General features: G+C 40.9%; 14 protein-coding genes. All 14 read right to left on the minus strand.

All coding sequences use genetic code 11. From position 1 onward, the window contains the following. Window positions 1–2 precede the first annotated feature (2 nt). The 14 genes from HXT46_RS04795 to aroQ all read right to left on the minus strand — a co-directional run bounded on the left by HXT46_RS04795 (window position 3) and on the right by aroQ (window position 17,589). Window positions 3–653 (minus strand): hypothetical protein, encoded by a 651-nt coding sequence (locus HXT46_RS04795; RefSeq protein ID WP_004125684.1) that lies wholly within the window; start codon window positions 651–653, stop codon window positions 3–5. Next, window positions 622–1,494 carry an ABC transporter ATP-binding protein gene (locus HXT46_RS04800; RefSeq protein ID WP_016798451.1) on the minus strand — a complete coding sequence of 291 codons (873 nt, stop codon included), beginning with the start codon at window positions 1,492–1,494 and terminating at the stop codon, window positions 622–624. Before HXT46_RS04800 ends, HXT46_RS04795 begins: the two co-directional genes overlap by 32 nt. A gap of 4 nt (window positions 1,495–1,498) precedes the next feature. Next, on the minus strand, window positions 1,499–1,891 hold the full coding sequence (locus tag HXT46_RS04805; protein WP_004114689.1) for a hypothetical protein: 393 nt from the start codon (window positions 1,889–1,891) through the stop codon (window positions 1,499–1,501). After that, a complete protein-coding gene (locus HXT46_RS04810; protein WP_014554440.1) occupies window positions 1,888–3,897 on the minus strand; it encodes an ATP-binding cassette domain-containing protein in 2,010 nt (669 codons plus the stop codon). Before HXT46_RS04810 ends, HXT46_RS04805 begins: the two co-directional genes overlap by 4 nt. A gap of 869 nt (window positions 3,898–4,766) precedes the next feature. Further along, window positions 4,767–6,194, minus strand: a complete 1,428-nt coding sequence (locus tag HXT46_RS04815; RefSeq protein ID WP_421785784.1) for a class I SAM-dependent RNA methyltransferase — start codon at window positions 6,192–6,194, stop codon at window positions 4,767–4,769. Window positions 6,195–6,249: 55 nt separating this feature from the next. Continuing rightward, window positions 6,250–7,023: a DUF3159 domain-containing protein gene (locus HXT46_RS04820; RefSeq protein WP_014554438.1), complete on the minus strand. Its 774-nt coding sequence runs from the start codon at window positions 7,021–7,023 to the stop codon at window positions 6,250–6,252. Between the two features lie 56 nt (window positions 7,024–7,079). Continuing rightward, on the minus strand, window positions 7,080–7,886 hold the full coding sequence (locus HXT46_RS04825) for a DUF3710 domain-containing protein (RefSeq protein WP_004114681.1): 807 nt from the start codon (window positions 7,884–7,886) through the stop codon (window positions 7,080–7,082). Window positions 7,887–8,009: 123 nt separating this feature from the next. Continuing rightward, window positions 8,010–8,873 carry an exodeoxyribonuclease III gene (locus HXT46_RS04830; protein ID WP_004113341.1) on the minus strand — a complete coding sequence of 288 codons (864 nt, stop codon included), beginning with the start codon at window positions 8,871–8,873 and terminating at the stop codon, window positions 8,010–8,012. Window positions 8,874–9,005: 132 nt separating this feature from the next. After that, window positions 9,006–11,033 carry a dipeptide ABC transporter ATP-binding protein gene (locus tag HXT46_RS04835; protein ID WP_004113343.1) on the minus strand — a complete coding sequence of 676 codons (2,028 nt, stop codon included), beginning with the start codon at window positions 11,031–11,033 and terminating at the stop codon, window positions 9,006–9,008. A 23-nt stretch (window positions 11,034–11,056) separates the two neighbouring features. After that, window positions 11,057–12,046, minus strand: a complete 990-nt coding sequence (locus tag HXT46_RS04840; protein WP_004113345.1) for an ABC transporter permease — start codon at window positions 12,044–12,046, stop codon at window positions 11,057–11,059. A 12-nt stretch (window positions 12,047–12,058) separates the two neighbouring features. After that, a complete protein-coding gene (locus HXT46_RS04845) occupies window positions 12,059–12,985 on the minus strand; it encodes an ABC transporter permease (RefSeq protein ID WP_004113346.1) in 927 nt (308 codons plus the stop codon). Window positions 12,986–13,217: 232 nt separating this feature from the next. Next, complete coding sequence (locus tag HXT46_RS04850) at window positions 13,218–14,849, minus strand: peptide ABC transporter substrate-binding protein (protein ID WP_004113349.1); 1,632 nt, start codon at window positions 14,847–14,849, stop codon at window positions 13,218–13,220. Between the two features lie 544 nt (window positions 14,850–15,393). Then, the gene (locus HXT46_RS04855) at window positions 15,394–17,061 is read right to left on the minus strand and encodes a CTP synthase (RefSeq protein WP_004114673.1); all 1,668 of its coding nucleotides are present in this window, start codon (window positions 17,059–17,061) and stop codon (window positions 15,394–15,396) included. A gap of 60 nt (window positions 17,062–17,121) precedes the next feature. Then, window positions 17,122–17,589 (minus strand): type II 3-dehydroquinate dehydratase, encoded by a 468-nt coding sequence (aroQ, locus tag HXT46_RS04860; RefSeq protein ID WP_004113352.1) that lies wholly within the window; start codon window positions 17,587–17,589, stop codon window positions 17,122–17,124. Between the last annotated feature and the right edge of the window lies 1 nt (window position 17,590).

Consider the following 17,590-nt stretch of genomic DNA (forward strand, 5'->3'; position numbering starts at 1 on the left):
ACTCAGTACTCCTTTTTCATAAATTGTAATAACGACAATAGGAAAAACATAACAATATACATTAGAGCAATAATACAAGTTGCAGACGTAAGAGCGGTGAACGAGTCTGGTGATAAATAATAAAATATCTGAAAAGAATACACGGATGTTTGAGACAATATTATGTTTATCAAATTCGGCAATATCCATAATAATATAAAGGAAAGAATCATCGTAACACCAACTTTTTCAAAATATATCAACAGATTCATATTTATAGCAATATACAAAAGGAAAATTATCGGATATACGAGCAGTTGATGCATAACTATCCCTAGAGACGAGTAATTTAGTGACAAAAATACCAAATTTACGACTAGATAAATGCTTACGTATTCACCATATATAAAACACAATAATTTAATCCTATTAGGAATATACTCTAGATAATGATGAATAATTTTCTTCTCTTGCCATTCACCAATTGATAATATCTGATATAGGCTTAAAAATAGTATAGTTATCGTTGAAAAGAATTTATATTGTGATAAAAATGCACCTCTTTTAGCTTGAAATACTATAAACACGCAACATGCCAAATACAAAACAAAAGACAATAAGAAAAGCTTCTGATGACTAAACTTAATAATTTCTGATTTTATATAGTACTTCATTATCATCTTCCTCCAACATAAAATCTTTAATATCATGTGTAATATCACTGTATTCCACGATTTGTACCCCATGCTCAATCAGCAATTTAAGAACCTTGGCAATATCCTCTCTAGGCAATTTAATTCTAAAAGTTGATTCTTTGTTATCTTTGCTACGACAAAAAACCTCATATCTGTTAGAAAGCAATTTACTAATATCCACATCATTTACAACAATCACATTATAAATTCTTAGATTATCGTTAAAATTAACAATTTTTTGAATTTTCCCTTTTTTTAAATACCATACAATATCAGCAATTTCACCTAACTCATCTAATATATGACTTGAAATTACAAGGCTTTTACCTTGTGAGCGCAATGACAAGATAGTGTCTTTTAACTGCTTTATAGTAAGAACATCTAATCCATTGAAAGGTTCATCAAGAAGAATAATTTCACTATTTGAGAGCAATATTCTAGCAATATTTAATTTTTGCTTCATACCTAGCGACAATTGTTTAAACTTTTTATTTTTTGCTTCGTCGAGACTCACCTGATGCAATAATTTATCACAATTAAAGTCTTTTCTCCCCATCAAAGCAGCAAACACTCTAAGATTATCCTGTACAGAAAATTCGTCATAAAAAGATGGATTCTCAATAGCAAATGAAAGTGAACCGTCCAATTCAATATTGCCTTGATAATCAACTATCAAATTTGCAATGCACTTCATTAACGTGGTTTTTCCTGAACCATTATTGCCTACTAACGCAATAATTTGCCCAGCACTGCTTTCCAAAGAAATGTCATCTAAAACGACTTTTCCCCCATATGATTTTTTCAAATGAGATATCTTCATAAGATTACCTCTTAACAAATGAAACTAAAAATTTCCGATCTCCTTTTACAGAAATCTTACTATCTTCACCAATAAAAATTTTAGGACTCTCTTCGTAGATAACAGCATTTTTAACATTTCCTGGCTGTTTCTGAGCACGCACAAAAAGAGCATCATCAAGCTTGTACAGCTTTCCAGCAAAGCGTATCTCTCCTTTGCCTCTCTTTGCATAAATAGCATACACTCCTGGCTTTAACGATAAGTTATCGTTATTTTTATAATCTCCTGAAACTAGTGTTGGCAAATCATCACGAATTATACCAAAACGAACATTATTTGTCTTATACCCTACATACAGCAGACTGATAAGACCGAGGATTACTATGGTAGCTGCAAATATCCATTTTTTGCTTTTCATTTCTTAATCACATCCAAATCTATTATTTCATCAGCAATTTTATCGAACATTGCATCATGAGTAACAATAAAAATCATCGCAGTCTTTTTTAACTCCAAGACTTTGTCTATAAAAATCTTCTTAGAAGAATCATCCAAGTTTGAAGTAGGCTCATCAAAAATATACACATCTGCTTCTTTATTCAAACTTCTAGACAATAAAACCTTCTGTCGTTCCCCTTGCGATAAATTCACACCGTTATAAAAAATTATCTTATCTAAATCAAGTTTAAAAATATTATCTACTGGCTGTCTTGCATTCTTATAAATATCATATGCAACATTCTTACCAATAGAAGCATAGTTTAAAAATTGATTTTGCTGATAACAACTTATTCTACTCTGAATCATTTCTATTGGATAACCATACAAATCCCTATCAGAGTCATAATAATGCACACTTCCAGCAGACACTGGTACTACGCCCATAATAACATACATTAAAGTCGATTTGCCTATTCCATTCTTCCCTTTAACCAAAATCAAGCTATGACTACGAAATTGCTTTGATATTCCAGAAAGGACTGAGACTGAAGTGTCTTGACTGTACGAAACTGAAACATTTTCTAAAGATATTCCAGTAATAGTAAAATCTGCTGCATTGTTTCTATCAATAGCAGGTGGTTTACGATAATGGGAATCAAGCGAAGAATATCTCTCCAAATCTAAAAATTTTTGTATAGCGGGCTTGCCAAGACTATAAACCATATAAACGATTACAAAGCTGATAAAAACGCTGACAACTTTCATATCCATTTTGATGGAATACATAAGCATTACATAAACAAAAATCAAACTTAAATTCAGATACATAACCCCATCATAAAGTGTCAAAATATGAGCTGTGCTTTCTCGCTGTTTAGCAAATGAATCTTTCACTTTGAGCAATATGCTTTTCAGATAAGTAGATACTTCCTCTTTACTTGAGAATATGGATCTATCCAGCTTATTATGAATCGATTCCTCAATGAAAACAGAAAGCTCTCCCATATTATTGAAATAATTCCTATTATAATTTTTTCTTGTCACGATGCCTTTTTTGAAGATAATGACGTAGGTAAGCATGCATACGATCGACAACAAAGCTATCCCTCTACTAAAAGCAAAAGTCGCACTAAAAATAAGAACTACACAAACTAATTCGAAATATGAAAGATACCTCTTTAACTGCCAGTCCGACGCATTAAAATTATTCCAAAACTTTATCAGCCTATTATAGATATTCTCATCTTTTTCACTTAACTGGTCTATATCTTCCAAAAAAGAAAAAGCCAACGCTTCTTGCTTTAGAGAATCTTCATTTGATACAATTCCATTATATTCCGTCTTTAATTTTACATAAATACACGTGAGCAATGTCTCAAAAATAAAGATTACCAATACTTGCCATATAACTAGATTCCGCAATTGATAAATCAAAAAATATTGAATTGAGAAAATAATTATAATTGGAATTATGCATAACAACACTGTTAAATATAAAAGATCAACATGTAATTTAAGATTCTTTTTTACATGACTATGTTTTTGCAGTAACTTTTCCTGATGAGTACGCTCCACAACATTTTCAATTATGAAAACATACCCTTTAAATACCCCTTTTAACTCGTTTAAATTAACCTGTTCTAGAACTACATGCGAAGGATCAGATACAATCGCTTTACCGTCTTTAACACCATACGATAGAATATAATGATTTTCGCCATTGCTATCAACCAGTAATATCATAGGCTTAGTAAAATCAAGAAGATGAAAATCTTCAACTTCATAACTAGAACCGTAAACTCCGAATTGTTTCAAAACCTCTTCAATATTAAACAAAGATAAACCTTGCTCAATATCTAAACTAGAAACAACCGATTTAAAACTTCTTTCATTAAATCTATGATAATTTTCTAGCAATGATTTGATAACTGCAATACCGCAATCTGAAGTCAAATTTTGCATATTATGAGGATAAGCCACCATCTATTGAGCTCCTCAAAGTTTCAAGGCGTGGAGGCTATCATAGCCTCCACGCTACAGATTTAATCACAAATGTTAAAAAGCATCATACAATCAAATCAATTTTCTCAAATACTAAATTACGCAAATAGATTACAGTTAGAACACTACAATGAGACTAACCTAATCTACTGTTGTAATGAAATCTGGTAATATAATCATATGCAGAACTAGAGAATCATCCCCAGCAGATGAAACCCCAGACAACGCACATCCATCCAGCTCTAATCGAGCGAGATTCTTCTAGTGTTAGCTTCTTCATAATAATCATCTCCTCTCTTTCAAGTAAAAACCTCCTATAGAGCTAAATCCGCAACATCATAGACGAATGTTGCATTCTCAACTCTCACCATAGTTATAAATCATTTATGATGTCTTGTCAATACACTGCAACGAAAATGTTATAACACATATATACCAGATATTTCCACCAACTTTCATCCTGGCATTAATGTAATTATCGCGAATTATGTATGATTTTGAAAATAAAATTCACATGAAAATATGCAGACTATCCTCTATTACGATTGCTCATTTTTCTCAATTATCGGGTTATAGACCAAAAAATAAGGTACGACCACACCTTATATGTGAAATCTTACCTTATTTTTGTTTTATGACTTCAATTTCCCACTTCACCAGCTGGGTGCAAAGTGGGTGCACTTTTTAACGTTAACATCCTGTGCACTCGACCCCAGAGCGTTGATATGTTCCCTCAAACAGCCAAACTGCGCTCAAAAACCGCGAGAACCCATCTTAAAGCCACTTCGCATTAAACCTTTTAACGATAGCCCTCACTAACCCCTGCTGCACAAGGGCAAAAATGCACCCACCTAATCAGCCCTTGACATCAATACGACACTCTCGACGTGATGAGTTTCCGGATATAAGTCGAACGCGCGCAAAGACTGAACGCTGTATCCAAGCTCCTTAAACGTACCAACATCGCGAGCAAGACTAGTCGGATCGCAGGCAACGTACACAACAGCTCTTGCTCCAGACTTCGCAATCTGCTTACAAACTTGAGCTTTAGCACCAGCGCGAGGAGGATCCAACACAACAACATCTGGATGCGCAAATCGGCGCACAATTTTAGACGATTTACTCGCCTTAAACACCTGCGATTCAAGCGTTTGCGCAACATCCCCTTCAAGCGCTTCAACAATATCTCTGCTAAGCCCTGCGCGCCCAATGTTTCGCCTTGCGTTCTTTACAGCAATCGGCGCACCCTCAATACTAAGCACGCGCGCTGGCTCTGCAGAACCAAAAGTGCCAGTAGTACCAAGAGCACCCACAGCACTAGAAGAATCTCCTCCAACATTAGCCAAAGTCGCAAGCGGAATCGTAAACAAACCCGATCCAGAATACAAATCCCACAAAACCGTATTCTTAGTACGACCACCAAGCGCAGAACGAACTAATCCCAAAACGTAGTTCACCAAATGCTCTGGAGCTGCGCGATGAATCTGCCAAAAACCGCTGGCGTCAACATCGTAATCAAAAGTACGCATACGCGATGAATCTCCATCAACAGCAACGCGTACACGCTCACACAACAATGCCGATCCTGCAACCAACTCATCATTTACTATAAGCGCATAATTTTCGCCAATCGCACTAAGAAGCGCAGCCTTATCATTAAAATCAAAACCATCAACTCGAGGCTCTGGAACAGCAAGACGAATTTGCGCATTTGGCGAGAAAGAACGATTCCACAAGTCCAAAGAATCCGCAACAGCCAAAACCGCGCGCGACGCAAGTGGCATAGTATCAATCGCAATGCGATCATGCGACTCGCGCTTACGCATAGACAATCGCCCTTCATCATCCGCAACCAACTCCATGCGCGTACGCCAATTAAACCCGTTAAGCTCCTCATCCCCCGGCATGCGCTCAACAGTAATATCGCTATCCGCAATATCCATATGCGCTAAACGCTGGAATTGATTGGCAATTACGGACGCCTTCCAACGAATCTGCCCAGGCAAAGAAACATGAATTAAATCCGCGCCACCAACTCCGCCACCCTGAGCCAAAGGACCAGCGAGCTTCCATTGCGGCTCTACACGATCAGCGCTAGGCTCCAAAACTTCCACAACTTCCCCAGTAAAAAAGTGCGCTTTTGCACGCATCGGCTCATCCATGCGCACAACAACCAGCTCACCAGGCAGCGCAAATCGCACGAATACAACGCGTCCGTCAAGATGACCTACGCATCTCCCTTGATCCGCATAACGCTCGATTCGCATCGTCACTTGCATAAACTACCCCTTAGTTTTGCGTTTTGTTAAGCCAATTCGCTAACACTGATTTTTGTTAAGCTGATTTTACTTCACTTGAATTTACATCGTTTTGATCTTCGTCAATTTGATTTTCTTCACGATAATTTTCTTCGCGATTTTTATGATGAAGACGCATAAACGGCGTTGCAATAATCAAGTAAGAAACCCAAATTGCGAGCGCCCAGAATGGCAATCCCATAAGCAATCGAACTGTACCGAGCCAGACAACGTTATTCGCCAAATACAGCGGCACTTGCAAAACAAGCCTAAGCGCAAAAACACCAATCCACAATCCAGTAACATACATATACGCTCGCTTAAGCGGCTTATAATCAAGCCATTTGTGCAGCCACGAGCCAAAATTTTCCGTAGGCATTTTGCGAATCGATTCAATCACAAGCCCAAGCGCTGGCACGCGCACAATCAGAGAAATCGCAAGAAGCGCACCATACACAGCGTTTGTAATAAAGCCCATCATGTAGTAGTCGCGAGCTTGATGACTCGTCCACACCCAAATAAGGCAAATCCCTACAGAAACCAACCCACTTAGAGCACCCATAATCGACTGGCGTTGAATAAGTCTAGCTACAACTTGCAAAACTGCAAGAGCTGCAGACGCAATAACCGTTGTTTGTACGTTTCGCGTTACAACAAAGCAAATAACAAACAGCAAGCCTGGCAGCATGGATTCAATTACGCCTCGAACTCCTCCAAGGGAGTCAATAACAGAAAACGTGTTTCCTTCAGATCCAATAGAAGCCAAAGAGGCTAATCCTGAGCGTTTTTTGCCGCGCGAATCTTTTTCCAAGACAATATCCTTTGCTGCCTGACTTTTACTATCGACTCTTAACTATCGACTCTTAACTATCTGATTTCAGAAAACATTGGTCCACGAGTTAGCGTGGTTTTGACTTCTACTTGCTGATCTGCACCAAGTGGACCCTTTGGACGACCTAGATTTTCTTCAGAATCGTCAGAACCAGCAGAACCATCTTTACCTGCATTACTTGGAGCAACCAAATCGTGCATTGGAATCATATCTCTAGGAGCAAGTGGCTCTGTTCCGCGGTCTATAACAATATCACTAAACCACTTGTTAAGAAGCACAGTCTCTTCGCTTGTTTTTTGCGACTCTAAAGCAGCACTCCCAGAAAACACTCCGCGAAGCATCCAACGCGGACCATCCACACCAACAATTCTAGTTTCCACTGTCTTATCGTCAACCTTGACTGGAAGTATGAGTTCCTTGCCAAAAACTCCATTCGCTTCCCTAGCATTAGAGTTTCCCTTAAGCAAATCCGCACGAACTTCACTCCATATTCCTTCTGTTTTAGGAGCTGCAAATGCTTCAACCTCAATGCTAGAAGATTTATATGTAACAGTTATGCCAAGAACTTGACCAGTTTCACGCTGCTTTTTTACTCGCAACTCTATACCTTGTAAATATGGTATATATATGGAGCCGAAATCAACATAAGTACCTAAATTAGGTAGTTTCTCATCAGACATGTCCCATGGACCTCTAAGACTTCCGCGTCCTAAGTACGTGTCTGCATCATATCCGCCTGCAGTCAGATCGCTTAGAGCGGAATTTTGGGATTGAAATTCTGCAAGATTCTCAGCATCATCTTTGGCAGCTTTCGACTTGCGCTTGGATTTAAACCATCCCATGGCTCCTCTTTTCTAATGGATTCTTCTTAATAAGCTCTAATTGCCATTTTTCGATGAATACTTTACATATTTCTAATGGCTATTTTTACTCAACTTCACCAGCCTATCACAAGCAAAGCAAAATCACACATTATATTTTATGTTTAAAGCAGCATGGTCAGACCAGCGAGAATCGTAGCTTTGAGCACGATCAATTACGAATCCGCATGCAGTTTCTGCAATTTCAGGTGTTGCAAACTGATAGTCTAATCTCCATCCAACGTTATTATCAAAAGCTTTACCTCGTTGACTCCACCAAGTGTATGGTCCTTGAATATCGCCAGCAAGCATACGCATAACGTCCACAAATTCATACTCGTTAATCCAACGATCAATATAAGCGCGTTCCTCTGGCAAAAATCCAGCACTTTTCTCATTCGCTTTAGCGTTTTTAATGTCAAGAGGCGTGTGTGCAATATTAAAATCACCGCATAAAATCGCCTGATTTCCGCCACTTGCAGCAATATCTCTAAGCTCCCCTAATCGCTTTAACATAGTATCTAGAAAGCGGAATTTTTGCTGCATTTTCTGTGGATCATCAACGTTTCCAGCGTGAACATACACAGATGCAACAGTAATATCATACCCTTGCGGAGTATGTACGTCGGTTTCTACCCATCGCCCAGAATCAACGTCTTCACTTAAACCAGGCAAACCGTAACGCTGCTCTACAACTGGCAAAGTCGTTACAAGCGCCACACCAGCTCTACCTTTTATTTCACAAATCTGATTTGTAACAGAAAATCGCCTGTCATTTTGACCAGATTCACCACTTTTAGACGTATACAAATCCTTGATTTTACTCATAATCGGATCAATCGCATCTTGCGGAGCACGAACCTCTTGCATACACCACACATCTGGCGTGTGATCTTGAACCCAATCGAGCATCCCCTTGCGCCAAGCCGCACGAATCCCATTCAAATTTGAAGTCGTAATTGTAATCATAAGTTCCACTCTAATATGCACACAACACAAAGTACGCAAAAATAAAGGTGCAGAAGTTTTGACTCCTACACCTTTATTTTAAATTTATAGTTTATAAGACACTAGTTTTAAGGCCCATAAACCAGCTTGCGACTAATCCAAGCCAAGTTCCAAATTTCCACCTGGAATTGCATCGAGAAGATCGCGAGTGTACTCCTTTTGAGGATGATCAAACACTTCGTCGGTTGTAGCATGCTCAACAAGTTTGCCATGTTGCATAACAACAACCTCGTCCGCAATCTGACGAACAACAGCCAAATCGTGAGTGATGAACAAGTAGCTTAATCCTCGCTCCGCTTGCAAATCGTTAAGCAAATGCAAAACCTGATCTTGCACAAGCACATCCAAAGCAGACACAGCTTCGTCGCAAACGATTACATCCGGATCCAATGCCATAGCACGCGCAATCGCAATGCGCTGACGCTGTCCGCCTGAAAGCTCGTTCGGGAAGCGAGTCATAACAGAAGCAGGCATACGAACCATGTCCAAAAGCTCGCGCACACGATTCTGTCTACTCTTTTTATCGCCAATCTTATGAATTCGCAAAGGCTCTTCAATAGAACGATAAATCGAATACATTGGGTCTAGCGAACCATAAGGATTTTGGAATACTGGCTGCACATGTCGACGGAAGTCAAGCAAATCAGCACCCTTGAAATCAGCAATATTCTTGCCTTCGTAAGTAACTGTTCCACTTGTTGGATTTAGAAGTCGCAAAACCATGTTTGCAACAGTAGACTTACCAGAACCAGACTCACCCACGATTGCCAACGTTGTTCCGCGCTTAATCGAGAACGAAACATCGTCAACAGCCTTGAAAAGCTCCTTCTTGCGCGGAAGCTTAAACTCTCGGGTTAAGTGATCGACTGTAATAATATGCTCGCTCTTTTCAAGAGCTTGCTCGCCTACTACGTGATGCTCAAGCAAATTATCCGCGTTACCACCATGCTCCTTAACGGAAATGATTCGTTGAGAAGCAAGACTTGGAGCGGCAGCAACAAGTCGCTTAGTATAAGGATGCTGAGGATGCTGCAAAACGTCCAAAGATGGACCAGATTCAACAACGCGACCCTTATACATAACAACAACGTGCTGTGCGCGAGCTGCAGCCAAACCTAAATCGTGAGTAATAAAGAGCACAGAAGTGCCGAGAGAATCAGTAAGCGTATGCAAATGGTCAAGAATGCGCTTTTGCACAGTAACGTCGAGTGCGGAAGTTGGCTCATCTGCAATAAGCAAATCTGGGCGGCACGCAAGGCCAATCGCGATTAACGCGCGCTGACGCATACCGCCGGAAAACTCGTGTGGGAATTGCCTTGCGCGAGTTGCTGCATCTGGCAAACCAGCTTCATCAAGCAAACCAGCAATGCGGTCTTCAACACTTGCTCCAATAACATACTTTTTTGCGATTTCCCAAGCTTTGTCGTCATCTACGCCATACTTAATTAAATCGTCTGCAACGCGCCAACGAGTTTCGGAACCTGGAACCCACTCTTTTTTGTAGTATTCCATAGCTTCATTAAACTTTTCGGCATTTGTTTGCTCACTAAGACCAACCTGCGCCAAAGCTTGCTTTGCAGCGTCCAATAATGCGCTCAGTTCTTTAGAGCCAAGGAAGATTTCATCTTCATTGCTTTTGACTTCTACAGCGTCTCCTGCTAAAGCTTCTGCAAGTGCGGAGCGCTTCTCATGACTAACGTCAACACCATTTGCAAGAAGAGCTTCTTTAACTTGAGTTCCAATTCGCCAAACAGGATTAAGGTTGCTCATAGGGTCTTGCGGAACCAATCCCATTGCTGTACCGCGCAAAGCCGCATAATCTTTAGGCTTTAGATTACTTATTTCTTGACCTTTAAGCTTAATAGAACCACCCGTAACGTGACCTGTTCCTGGAAGCAAGCCTAAAACCGCCATTGCAGAAGTTGACTTTCCAGAACCAGATTCACCCACGATTGCAACCCATTGACCTGGGTAAACGTTGAAGCTCGCATCGCGAACAGCGTGTACGGCTTTTTTAGAATCCGTTGTAAAGTCAACTTGAAGATTTTTAACTTCCAGCAAAGGACCCTGCTCACGTTGCATTGCAAGGGTATCTACATTTTTACGTGTTGCTGTGTTCATAATCACTATTCCTCCACGCTAACTTACGCCTTACGGCTCTTTGGATCCAACGCATCTTTTACGGCGTCGCCCATCATAATAAAGGCGAGAACAGTAATAGCGAGCGCAATAGACGGATAGAACAAAACTTCTGGATTTGTAGTAAGAACATTCCTAGCGGTAGAAATATCTACACCCCAGCTAACGGTCGTAGTTGGCAAACCAATACCAAGGAAGCTAAGTGTTGCTTCCAAAACAATGTAAGAACCAAGGGATGTTGTTCCTACAACAATGATTGGGGCCAGCGAGTTTGGAATAATATGACGGAAAAGATTACGCATTGGAGTTGAACCTAAAGCTGTAGAAGCCGTATTAAACTCAAGATTCTTGGATTCCATAACGGCACTTCTTGCGATTCGAGCAACGCCTACCCATCCAAAGAGAACCATAACAAACACGATTTTCCAAATCGACTTAGATGTGCGGAACATTTGCAAAACTACGATTGCGCCCAACAGCATTGGTAGAGCCAGGAAGATATCGGTGATTCGGCTAAGAACCGCATCAATCCATCCGCCAAAGAATCCAGCCAAAGCTCCAATTAGCGAACCAACTAACACCACTAAAGCCGTTGCGAGCAAGCCAACGCTTAAAGATGTACGTGTTCCATATACAACTCGAGCGTAAATATCGCATCCTTGCATGTCGAATCCAAACGGATGTGCAGCAGAAGCTGGCTCAAGCGAATGCTCCAAAACACAGTAATTAGGATTGTGCTTTGTGAGAGCGCCTGGGAAGAGCGCAACAAAAATAATTGCAATAATCAAAATTGCAGAAACAATAAACAATGGATTTCTGCGCAAAGATCTCCAAGCATCAGCCCACATGCTTGTAGCTGGAGCAGATTCGTCTACAGAATCAACTTCTTGAAGAGGCGTATCGTCAAGAGGAGCAACATAGCGTTCCTGACCTGGCAATGTGTTGTAATTTGCATTATTTGTAGTCAAATTATCTTCCATCAAATTATCTTCCATAATGTGCTCTCCTTACGCGTAACGAATGCGCGGATCTAGAGCCGCGTACAACATGTCAACAAGAAGATTGCTGACTACAAATATCAACATAAGAAGCGTAACTATAGAAACAACAAGGTTTCCTTCTCCTTTTAGTATTCCCTGATACGTAAGGAATCCAACGCCATGAATGTTGAAGATTGTTTCCGAAATCATTGCGCCGCCCATAAGAGCGCCCAAATCTTGACCTAAGAATGTAACAACAGGAATAAGCGAGTTACGCAAAATGTGTCGAACAATAACGGAACCTTCTTTTAAGCCCTTTGCACGAGCCGTGCGCACGTAATCAAGCGATATGTTTGACGAAATTTCCGACCTTGTAAGTCGAATAATATATGCCATTGAAACGGATCCAAGAACTATTGCAGGAAGAAGAAGATCGTAGAATCCAGGATCATTGCTTGCTGTAACAGGCATAATATGCCACTTAACACCAAACACGTATTGTCCAATAAAGCCAGTAACAAATGTTGGCACAGAAATAAGAAGAAGTGATACAACCAGGATTACACTGTCGTACCACTTTCCTTTCTTTAAGCCAGAGATTATGCCGAAAGCTACGCCGAACAAGGCTTCAAAGGCAAACGCCATCAACGCAAGCTTAATGGTTACTGGGAATGCGCGACCAATTTCGTCAATTACTGGCTGACCAGCAAAAGTATGTCCAAAATCAAGAGTAAGCGCATTCTTTAAGAACAACAAATATTGAATAATAAATGGCTTATCCAAGTTATACTCGGCACGAATTTGCGCTTCTACAGCATGGTTAATTGGCTTATCTCCAAACATTGCTTTTACTGGATCTCCAGGCAAAGCAAACACCAAAGCGTATACCAACAATGTTGTGCCGAGAACCACAGGAATCATCTGCAAAACGCGACGCAGAACGTATTTACCCATTGGTTTCTCCTTATATATTTACTTAAAAATTCGCATAGCACACACCCAACTTGTGGCTTGCATATTGATTTAACCCAACCTAAGTAAAAACACAAAGTGCTGCCTCGAACAGCGGATAGAATTTTGTAATTTTATTCGCCATTCGAAGGCAGCAGCACGTTTTTACATGCTATTAAATTATGGTTTATTTTTTAATAGCTACTTGATATTAATAGCTACTTGATTTTGATCTTTACTTGTGGAGCTTGTAGTAAAGTGGCATATTCTGCCAATCCATTACAAAGCCCTTCAAGCTTGGAACCATAACAGCCTTAGCGTTCGAGTAGAACAGTGGTACGTATGGAAGATCCTCAAGAAGAATCTCGTTAGCTTGCTGATAAAGCTTAGTTGCCTCAGCTTGCTTAGAAGAAGAAGCCTTCTTAAGCAAAGCATCGAACTTAGGATTCTTGTAATCAGCTTCGTTAGAACCATTGCCATCTGCAGCAACGGAAGCAAATTCCTGAGTCAAGTAGTTTTCTGGGCTTGGGTAATCTGGCATCCAGCCTGCACGCCATGCACCTTTAATCTGACGCTGTTCGCATGCGTTACGGAACTCTTGGAATGTTGGAACTGGAGTGGTTTCAGCATTAATTCCAAGATGATTCTTAAGGGAGTTTACAACTGCGTCGAACACAGACTTAGCGTTGCCATCGGCGTTGTAAGTAAAGGTAAGAGGACCATCATACTTAGAGATCTTATCTGCCTTTGCCCAAAGTTCCTTAGCCTTTGCGGCATTAAACTTAAGGTTTTCGTGTCCCTTAAGATCTGCCTTGTAGCCTGGAGTCAAAGGAGAAGTGAACTCGTTTGCAGGAGATGCTGTACTGTTAAGAACCTTCTTGATGATGGTTTCGCGATCGATTGCCATAGAAACAGCTTGACGACGCAAGCGGCCTTCTTCGGTAGTTACATCGAAGTGTGGCAATTTTGCAGGAATACCGAACTGCTGGATTACGGAACCTGGACGGTTGTATGCCTTAACAGTGGTGTCCTTTTGGAAAGTCTTTGTTTCGGTATCTGGAATATTATCCGTCATATCAAGATTGCCAGACTGAACATCGCGGTAAGCAGCGGTGCCGTCGGTGTAAATCTTAAAGGTAACGCCGTCATTCTGAGCCTTGCGTGGGCCATCGTAATCTGGGTTCTTTACAACTTCGATCTGCTTGTTGTGATCCCAAGACTTAAACAAGTATGGTCCAGAAGAAACTGGCTTTTCGCCGTAAGCCTTTGGATTCTTGTAGAAGGACTCTGGAAGAGGGGCGAATGCAAGGTAACCAACCTTAACAGCAAACACAGAATCTGGCTGGTTCAAATCAACAGTAAAGGTGTACTTATCTACAACCTTTAAGCCAGAAAGCTGCTCGTCGCCCTTAGTATCATTCTTCTGCAAGTCTTCGTAGCCCTTAATGGTCTGGAAGAAGGAAGAGCACTTCTGAGCATTCTTAGCGTTTGCTACAAAGCTCCAAGCCTTAGTAAAGCTTTCTGCGGTGATTGGAGTGCCATCGCTGAACTTCTTATCTTTTTTAAGCTTAACAGTGTATTGGGTCGCATCGGCGTTTGGAGTTACGCTCTCGGCATCTTCGTTTACCGTGTTGCCCTTTTCATCAAAAGTGACCAACGTGGAGTTGACCAATACAGCAGGACGAGCACCAGCATTCTCGTTAATGTTTCCTGGAACAAGCTCGTTCTGAGGCTCGGAGTCGTTTACAGTAATAACAACCTTGCCACCATTTGTTTGAGCGGTCTTCGAGGCAGAAGAACCGCATCCACCTAGCAGCATAGCAACCGAGCACGCAGCTGCGGCAAAAAGTAATGCCTTATTCTTCATATGTTTTCTCCTAACGTTGGGTATGGCAGGATTCAATTAAATATCACGAAAAAGTCTCATTACAAGCTTTACAGGCTTTTACAGGCTTAATAAATAAAATCCACCTAGTATTTATTGCCAGATGGATTCTTTGCAAAGCCAATAAGGAGGCCTCTTCGTTGATTAAAATTCAATCATACGGATTTTATTAAACAACGCAAGCTAAAAGTCTAAATGTAAAATTTACTGTTATTTTGTCTATAAATCATAAAAACAACTATTATAATAGAAAAATATTAGATTAAATCGTATTTTAGATGATATTTTGCCAAGTCTTTTACATTTGTATAGATATTACAAAAATGTAAATTTGCACTAGAAATATGTAACAATTATGTTAAACGATGCAAAATATGCAACAAGATATTCAAATATTAATCAAAATAAAAGTGGTGTAAATTCGCACCCAAACGTACGACTCTACACCACTTAATAAATAAAATCAAATGAATATTGAAATTATTTTTAAAATATTTTTATTATATTTTTCACCTATTGGTAAATACTACTCAGCCTCGCTAGCCTGATGTTCAAGAGCAGCCGCCACTAAACCAGCAAACAGTGGATGAGGCTTAGTTGGTCGAGACTTAAACTCTGGATGAGCCTGAGTTGCCACATAGAATGGGTGAACTTCCTTTGGAAGCTCCACAAACTCAGTCAAATTACCATCTGGGCTTTGACCGCTAATACGCAAGCCGGCTTCGCGCAAACGATCTTTATACGCCACGTTCACTTCATAACGGTGACGGTGACGCTCAGTAACATGCGTAGTACCGTAAAGCTCAGCAACAATAGAGCCTTCTTCAAGAAGAGCAGGATAAGAGCCGAGTCGCATTGTGTGACCCATATCTCCCTTACCGTCCACAATATCCTTCTGCTCTTCCATAGTTGCGATTACTGGATCGCCACAATCCTTCTCGAACTCAGTGGAATTAGCATCCTCAAGTCCAAGAACGTGACGAGCATACTCAATAACCATAGATTGCAAGCCAAGGCAAAGACCAAGCGTTGGCAAACCATGCTCGCGAGCGTAACGCAAAGCGCCAATCTTACCTTCAATACCGCGAATTCCGAAGCCGCCTGGAATAACCATGCCATCCATTTGGTCAAGAGCCGCCGCCGCACCTTCTTGAGTTTCGCACTTGTCGGCAGCAACCCAGCGCACGTTAACCTTAGCCCAGTTTGCAAAACCGCCAGCCTTAATAGCCTCAGTAACAGAAAGATATGCATCTGGCAAATCAATGTACTTGCCAACAATTGCAATGTTTAGCTCATGCTTTGGATGATGCACGCGCTCAAGCAAATCTTCCCACTCGTTCCAATCAACATCGTGGAATGGAAGCTCAAGCTCACGAACAACGTAAGCATCCAAGCCCTCGTTGAACAAAATCTTCGGCACATCGTAAATGCTTGGAGCGTCAACGCAGTTCACAACGCCTTCAGCGTCAACATCGCACATAAGCGAAATTTTGTCTTTAATGCCTTGATTAAGCGGACGATCCGAACGCAAAACAAGCGCGTCTGGAGAAATACCAAGAGAGCGGAGCATCATCACAGAATGCTGAGTTGGCTTAGTCTTTAATTCGTGAGCTGCGGCTATATAAGGCACCAAAGAAACGTGCACAAACATGCAGTTTTCAGGACCTAAATCGCGACGAACTTCGCGAGCAGCCTCCAAAAATGGCTGGGACTCAATATCGCCAACAGTACCGCCGATTTCCGTAATAATCACGTCTACATCGTCGCTAGCCTGCGCGCGCATACGCGACTTAATTTCGCCAGTAATATGCGGAATAACCTGCACGCACTGACCCAAATATTCGCCAGCACGCTCCTTACGAAGCACAGACTGATAAATCTGACCAGTTGTAACATTCGCTTTTTGACTTAAGAAAACATCGAGGAATCGCTCGTAATGACCAATATCAAGATCTGTTTCTGCGCCGTCTTCTGTAACGTAAACCTCACCATGTTGGAATGGGTTCATTGTACCCGGGTCAACATTGATATAAGGATCGAGTTTTTGTTGTAAAACGTGAAGACCACGACTACGCAAAAGTCTGCCTAATGAAGATGCAGTAAGACCTTTTCCGAGGGACGAAACAACGCCACCAGTGACAAAAATATGCTTTGTAATATGCTCCTGAGAGTTACCATGTTTTCTTCTAACCATGGAACTCCATAGTATCTTCGAGCCTCGACTCGGAAGAATAATTGAAAAGTCAAATCAAAGTCAAATCAAATGAGCAACAGCCTCGAGCGCAAGCTTATAACCGTACAATCCCATGCCTGTAATAGTTCCAGTTGCAACAGGACTAATCACGCTTATTTTCCGGAAAGAATCGCGGGCAGAAGGATTAGAAATATGCACTTCCATTAGTGGCACTCCAGCATCTAAAACCATGTGCGCAGCATCCGCGAGCGCATAACTGTAGTGCGTAAAAGCAGCAGGATTCATAACTACTGGCGTATGAGTATCAGCAGCTTCGTGCATCCAATGAACCATTTGCGCTTCGTCGTCGCTTTGGCGAACTTCCACTTGTAAATTAAGCTCTTGTGCCCACTTTTTGCAAAGCGCGCACAACGTTTTAAAATCTTGACTGCCATAAACGTCTGGCTGACGAACGCCTAATCGCCCCAAATTTGGGCCATTTACTACTAAAACTTTACGGATGTTTATAGTGTTTTCTGCATCTACCATT

Source organism: Gardnerella sp. DNF01204, assembly GCF_049244145.1.
Classification (GTDB): Bacteria; Actinomycetota; Actinomycetes; order Actinomycetales; family Bifidobacteriaceae; genus Bifidobacterium; species Bifidobacterium vaginale.

Coding starts and splice junctions, on each gene's coding strand:
- HXT46_RS04795 (WP_004125684.1), bottom strand. CDS start 653: ATGAAGTACTATATAAAATCAGAAATTATTAAGTTTAGTCATCAGAAG.
- HXT46_RS04800 (WP_016798451.1), bottom strand. CDS start 1,494: ATGAAGATATCTCATTTGAAAAAATCATATGGGGGAAAAGTCGTTTTA.
- HXT46_RS04805 (WP_004114689.1), bottom strand. CDS start 1,891: ATGAAAAGCAAAAAATGGATATTTGCAGCTACCATAGTAATCCTCGGT.
- HXT46_RS04810 (WP_014554440.1), bottom strand. CDS start 3,897: ATGGTGGCTTATCCTCATAATATGCAAAATTTGACTTCAGATTGCGGT.
- HXT46_RS04815 (WP_421785784.1), bottom strand. CDS start 6,194: ATGCAAGTGACGATGCGAATCGAGCGTTATGCGGATCAAGGGAGATGC.
- HXT46_RS04825 (WP_004114681.1), bottom strand. CDS start 7,886: ATGGGATGGTTTAAATCCAAGCGCAAGTCGAAAGCTGCCAAAGATGAT.
- HXT46_RS04830 (WP_004113341.1), bottom strand. CDS start 8,873: ATGATTACAATTACGACTTCAAATTTGAATGGGATTCGTGCGGCTTGG.
- HXT46_RS04835 (WP_004113343.1), bottom strand. CDS start 11,033: ATGAACACAGCAACACGTAAAAATGTAGATACCCTTGCAATGCAACGT.
- HXT46_RS04840 (WP_004113345.1), bottom strand. CDS start 12,046: ATGGAAGATAATTTGATGGAAGATAATTTGACTACAAATAATGCAAAT.
- HXT46_RS04845 (WP_004113346.1), bottom strand. CDS start 12,985: ATGGGTAAATACGTTCTGCGTCGCGTTTTGCAGATGATTCCTGTGGTT.
- HXT46_RS04850 (WP_004113349.1), bottom strand. CDS start 14,849: ATGAAGAATAAGGCATTACTTTTTGCCGCAGCTGCGTGCTCGGTTGCT.
- HXT46_RS04855 (WP_004114673.1), bottom strand. CDS start 17,061: ATGGTTAGAAGAAAACATGGTAACTCTCAGGAGCATATTACAAAGCAT.
- aroQ (WP_004113352.1), bottom strand. CDS start 17,589: ATGGTAGATGCAGAAAACACTATAAACATCCGTAAAGTTTTAGTAGTA.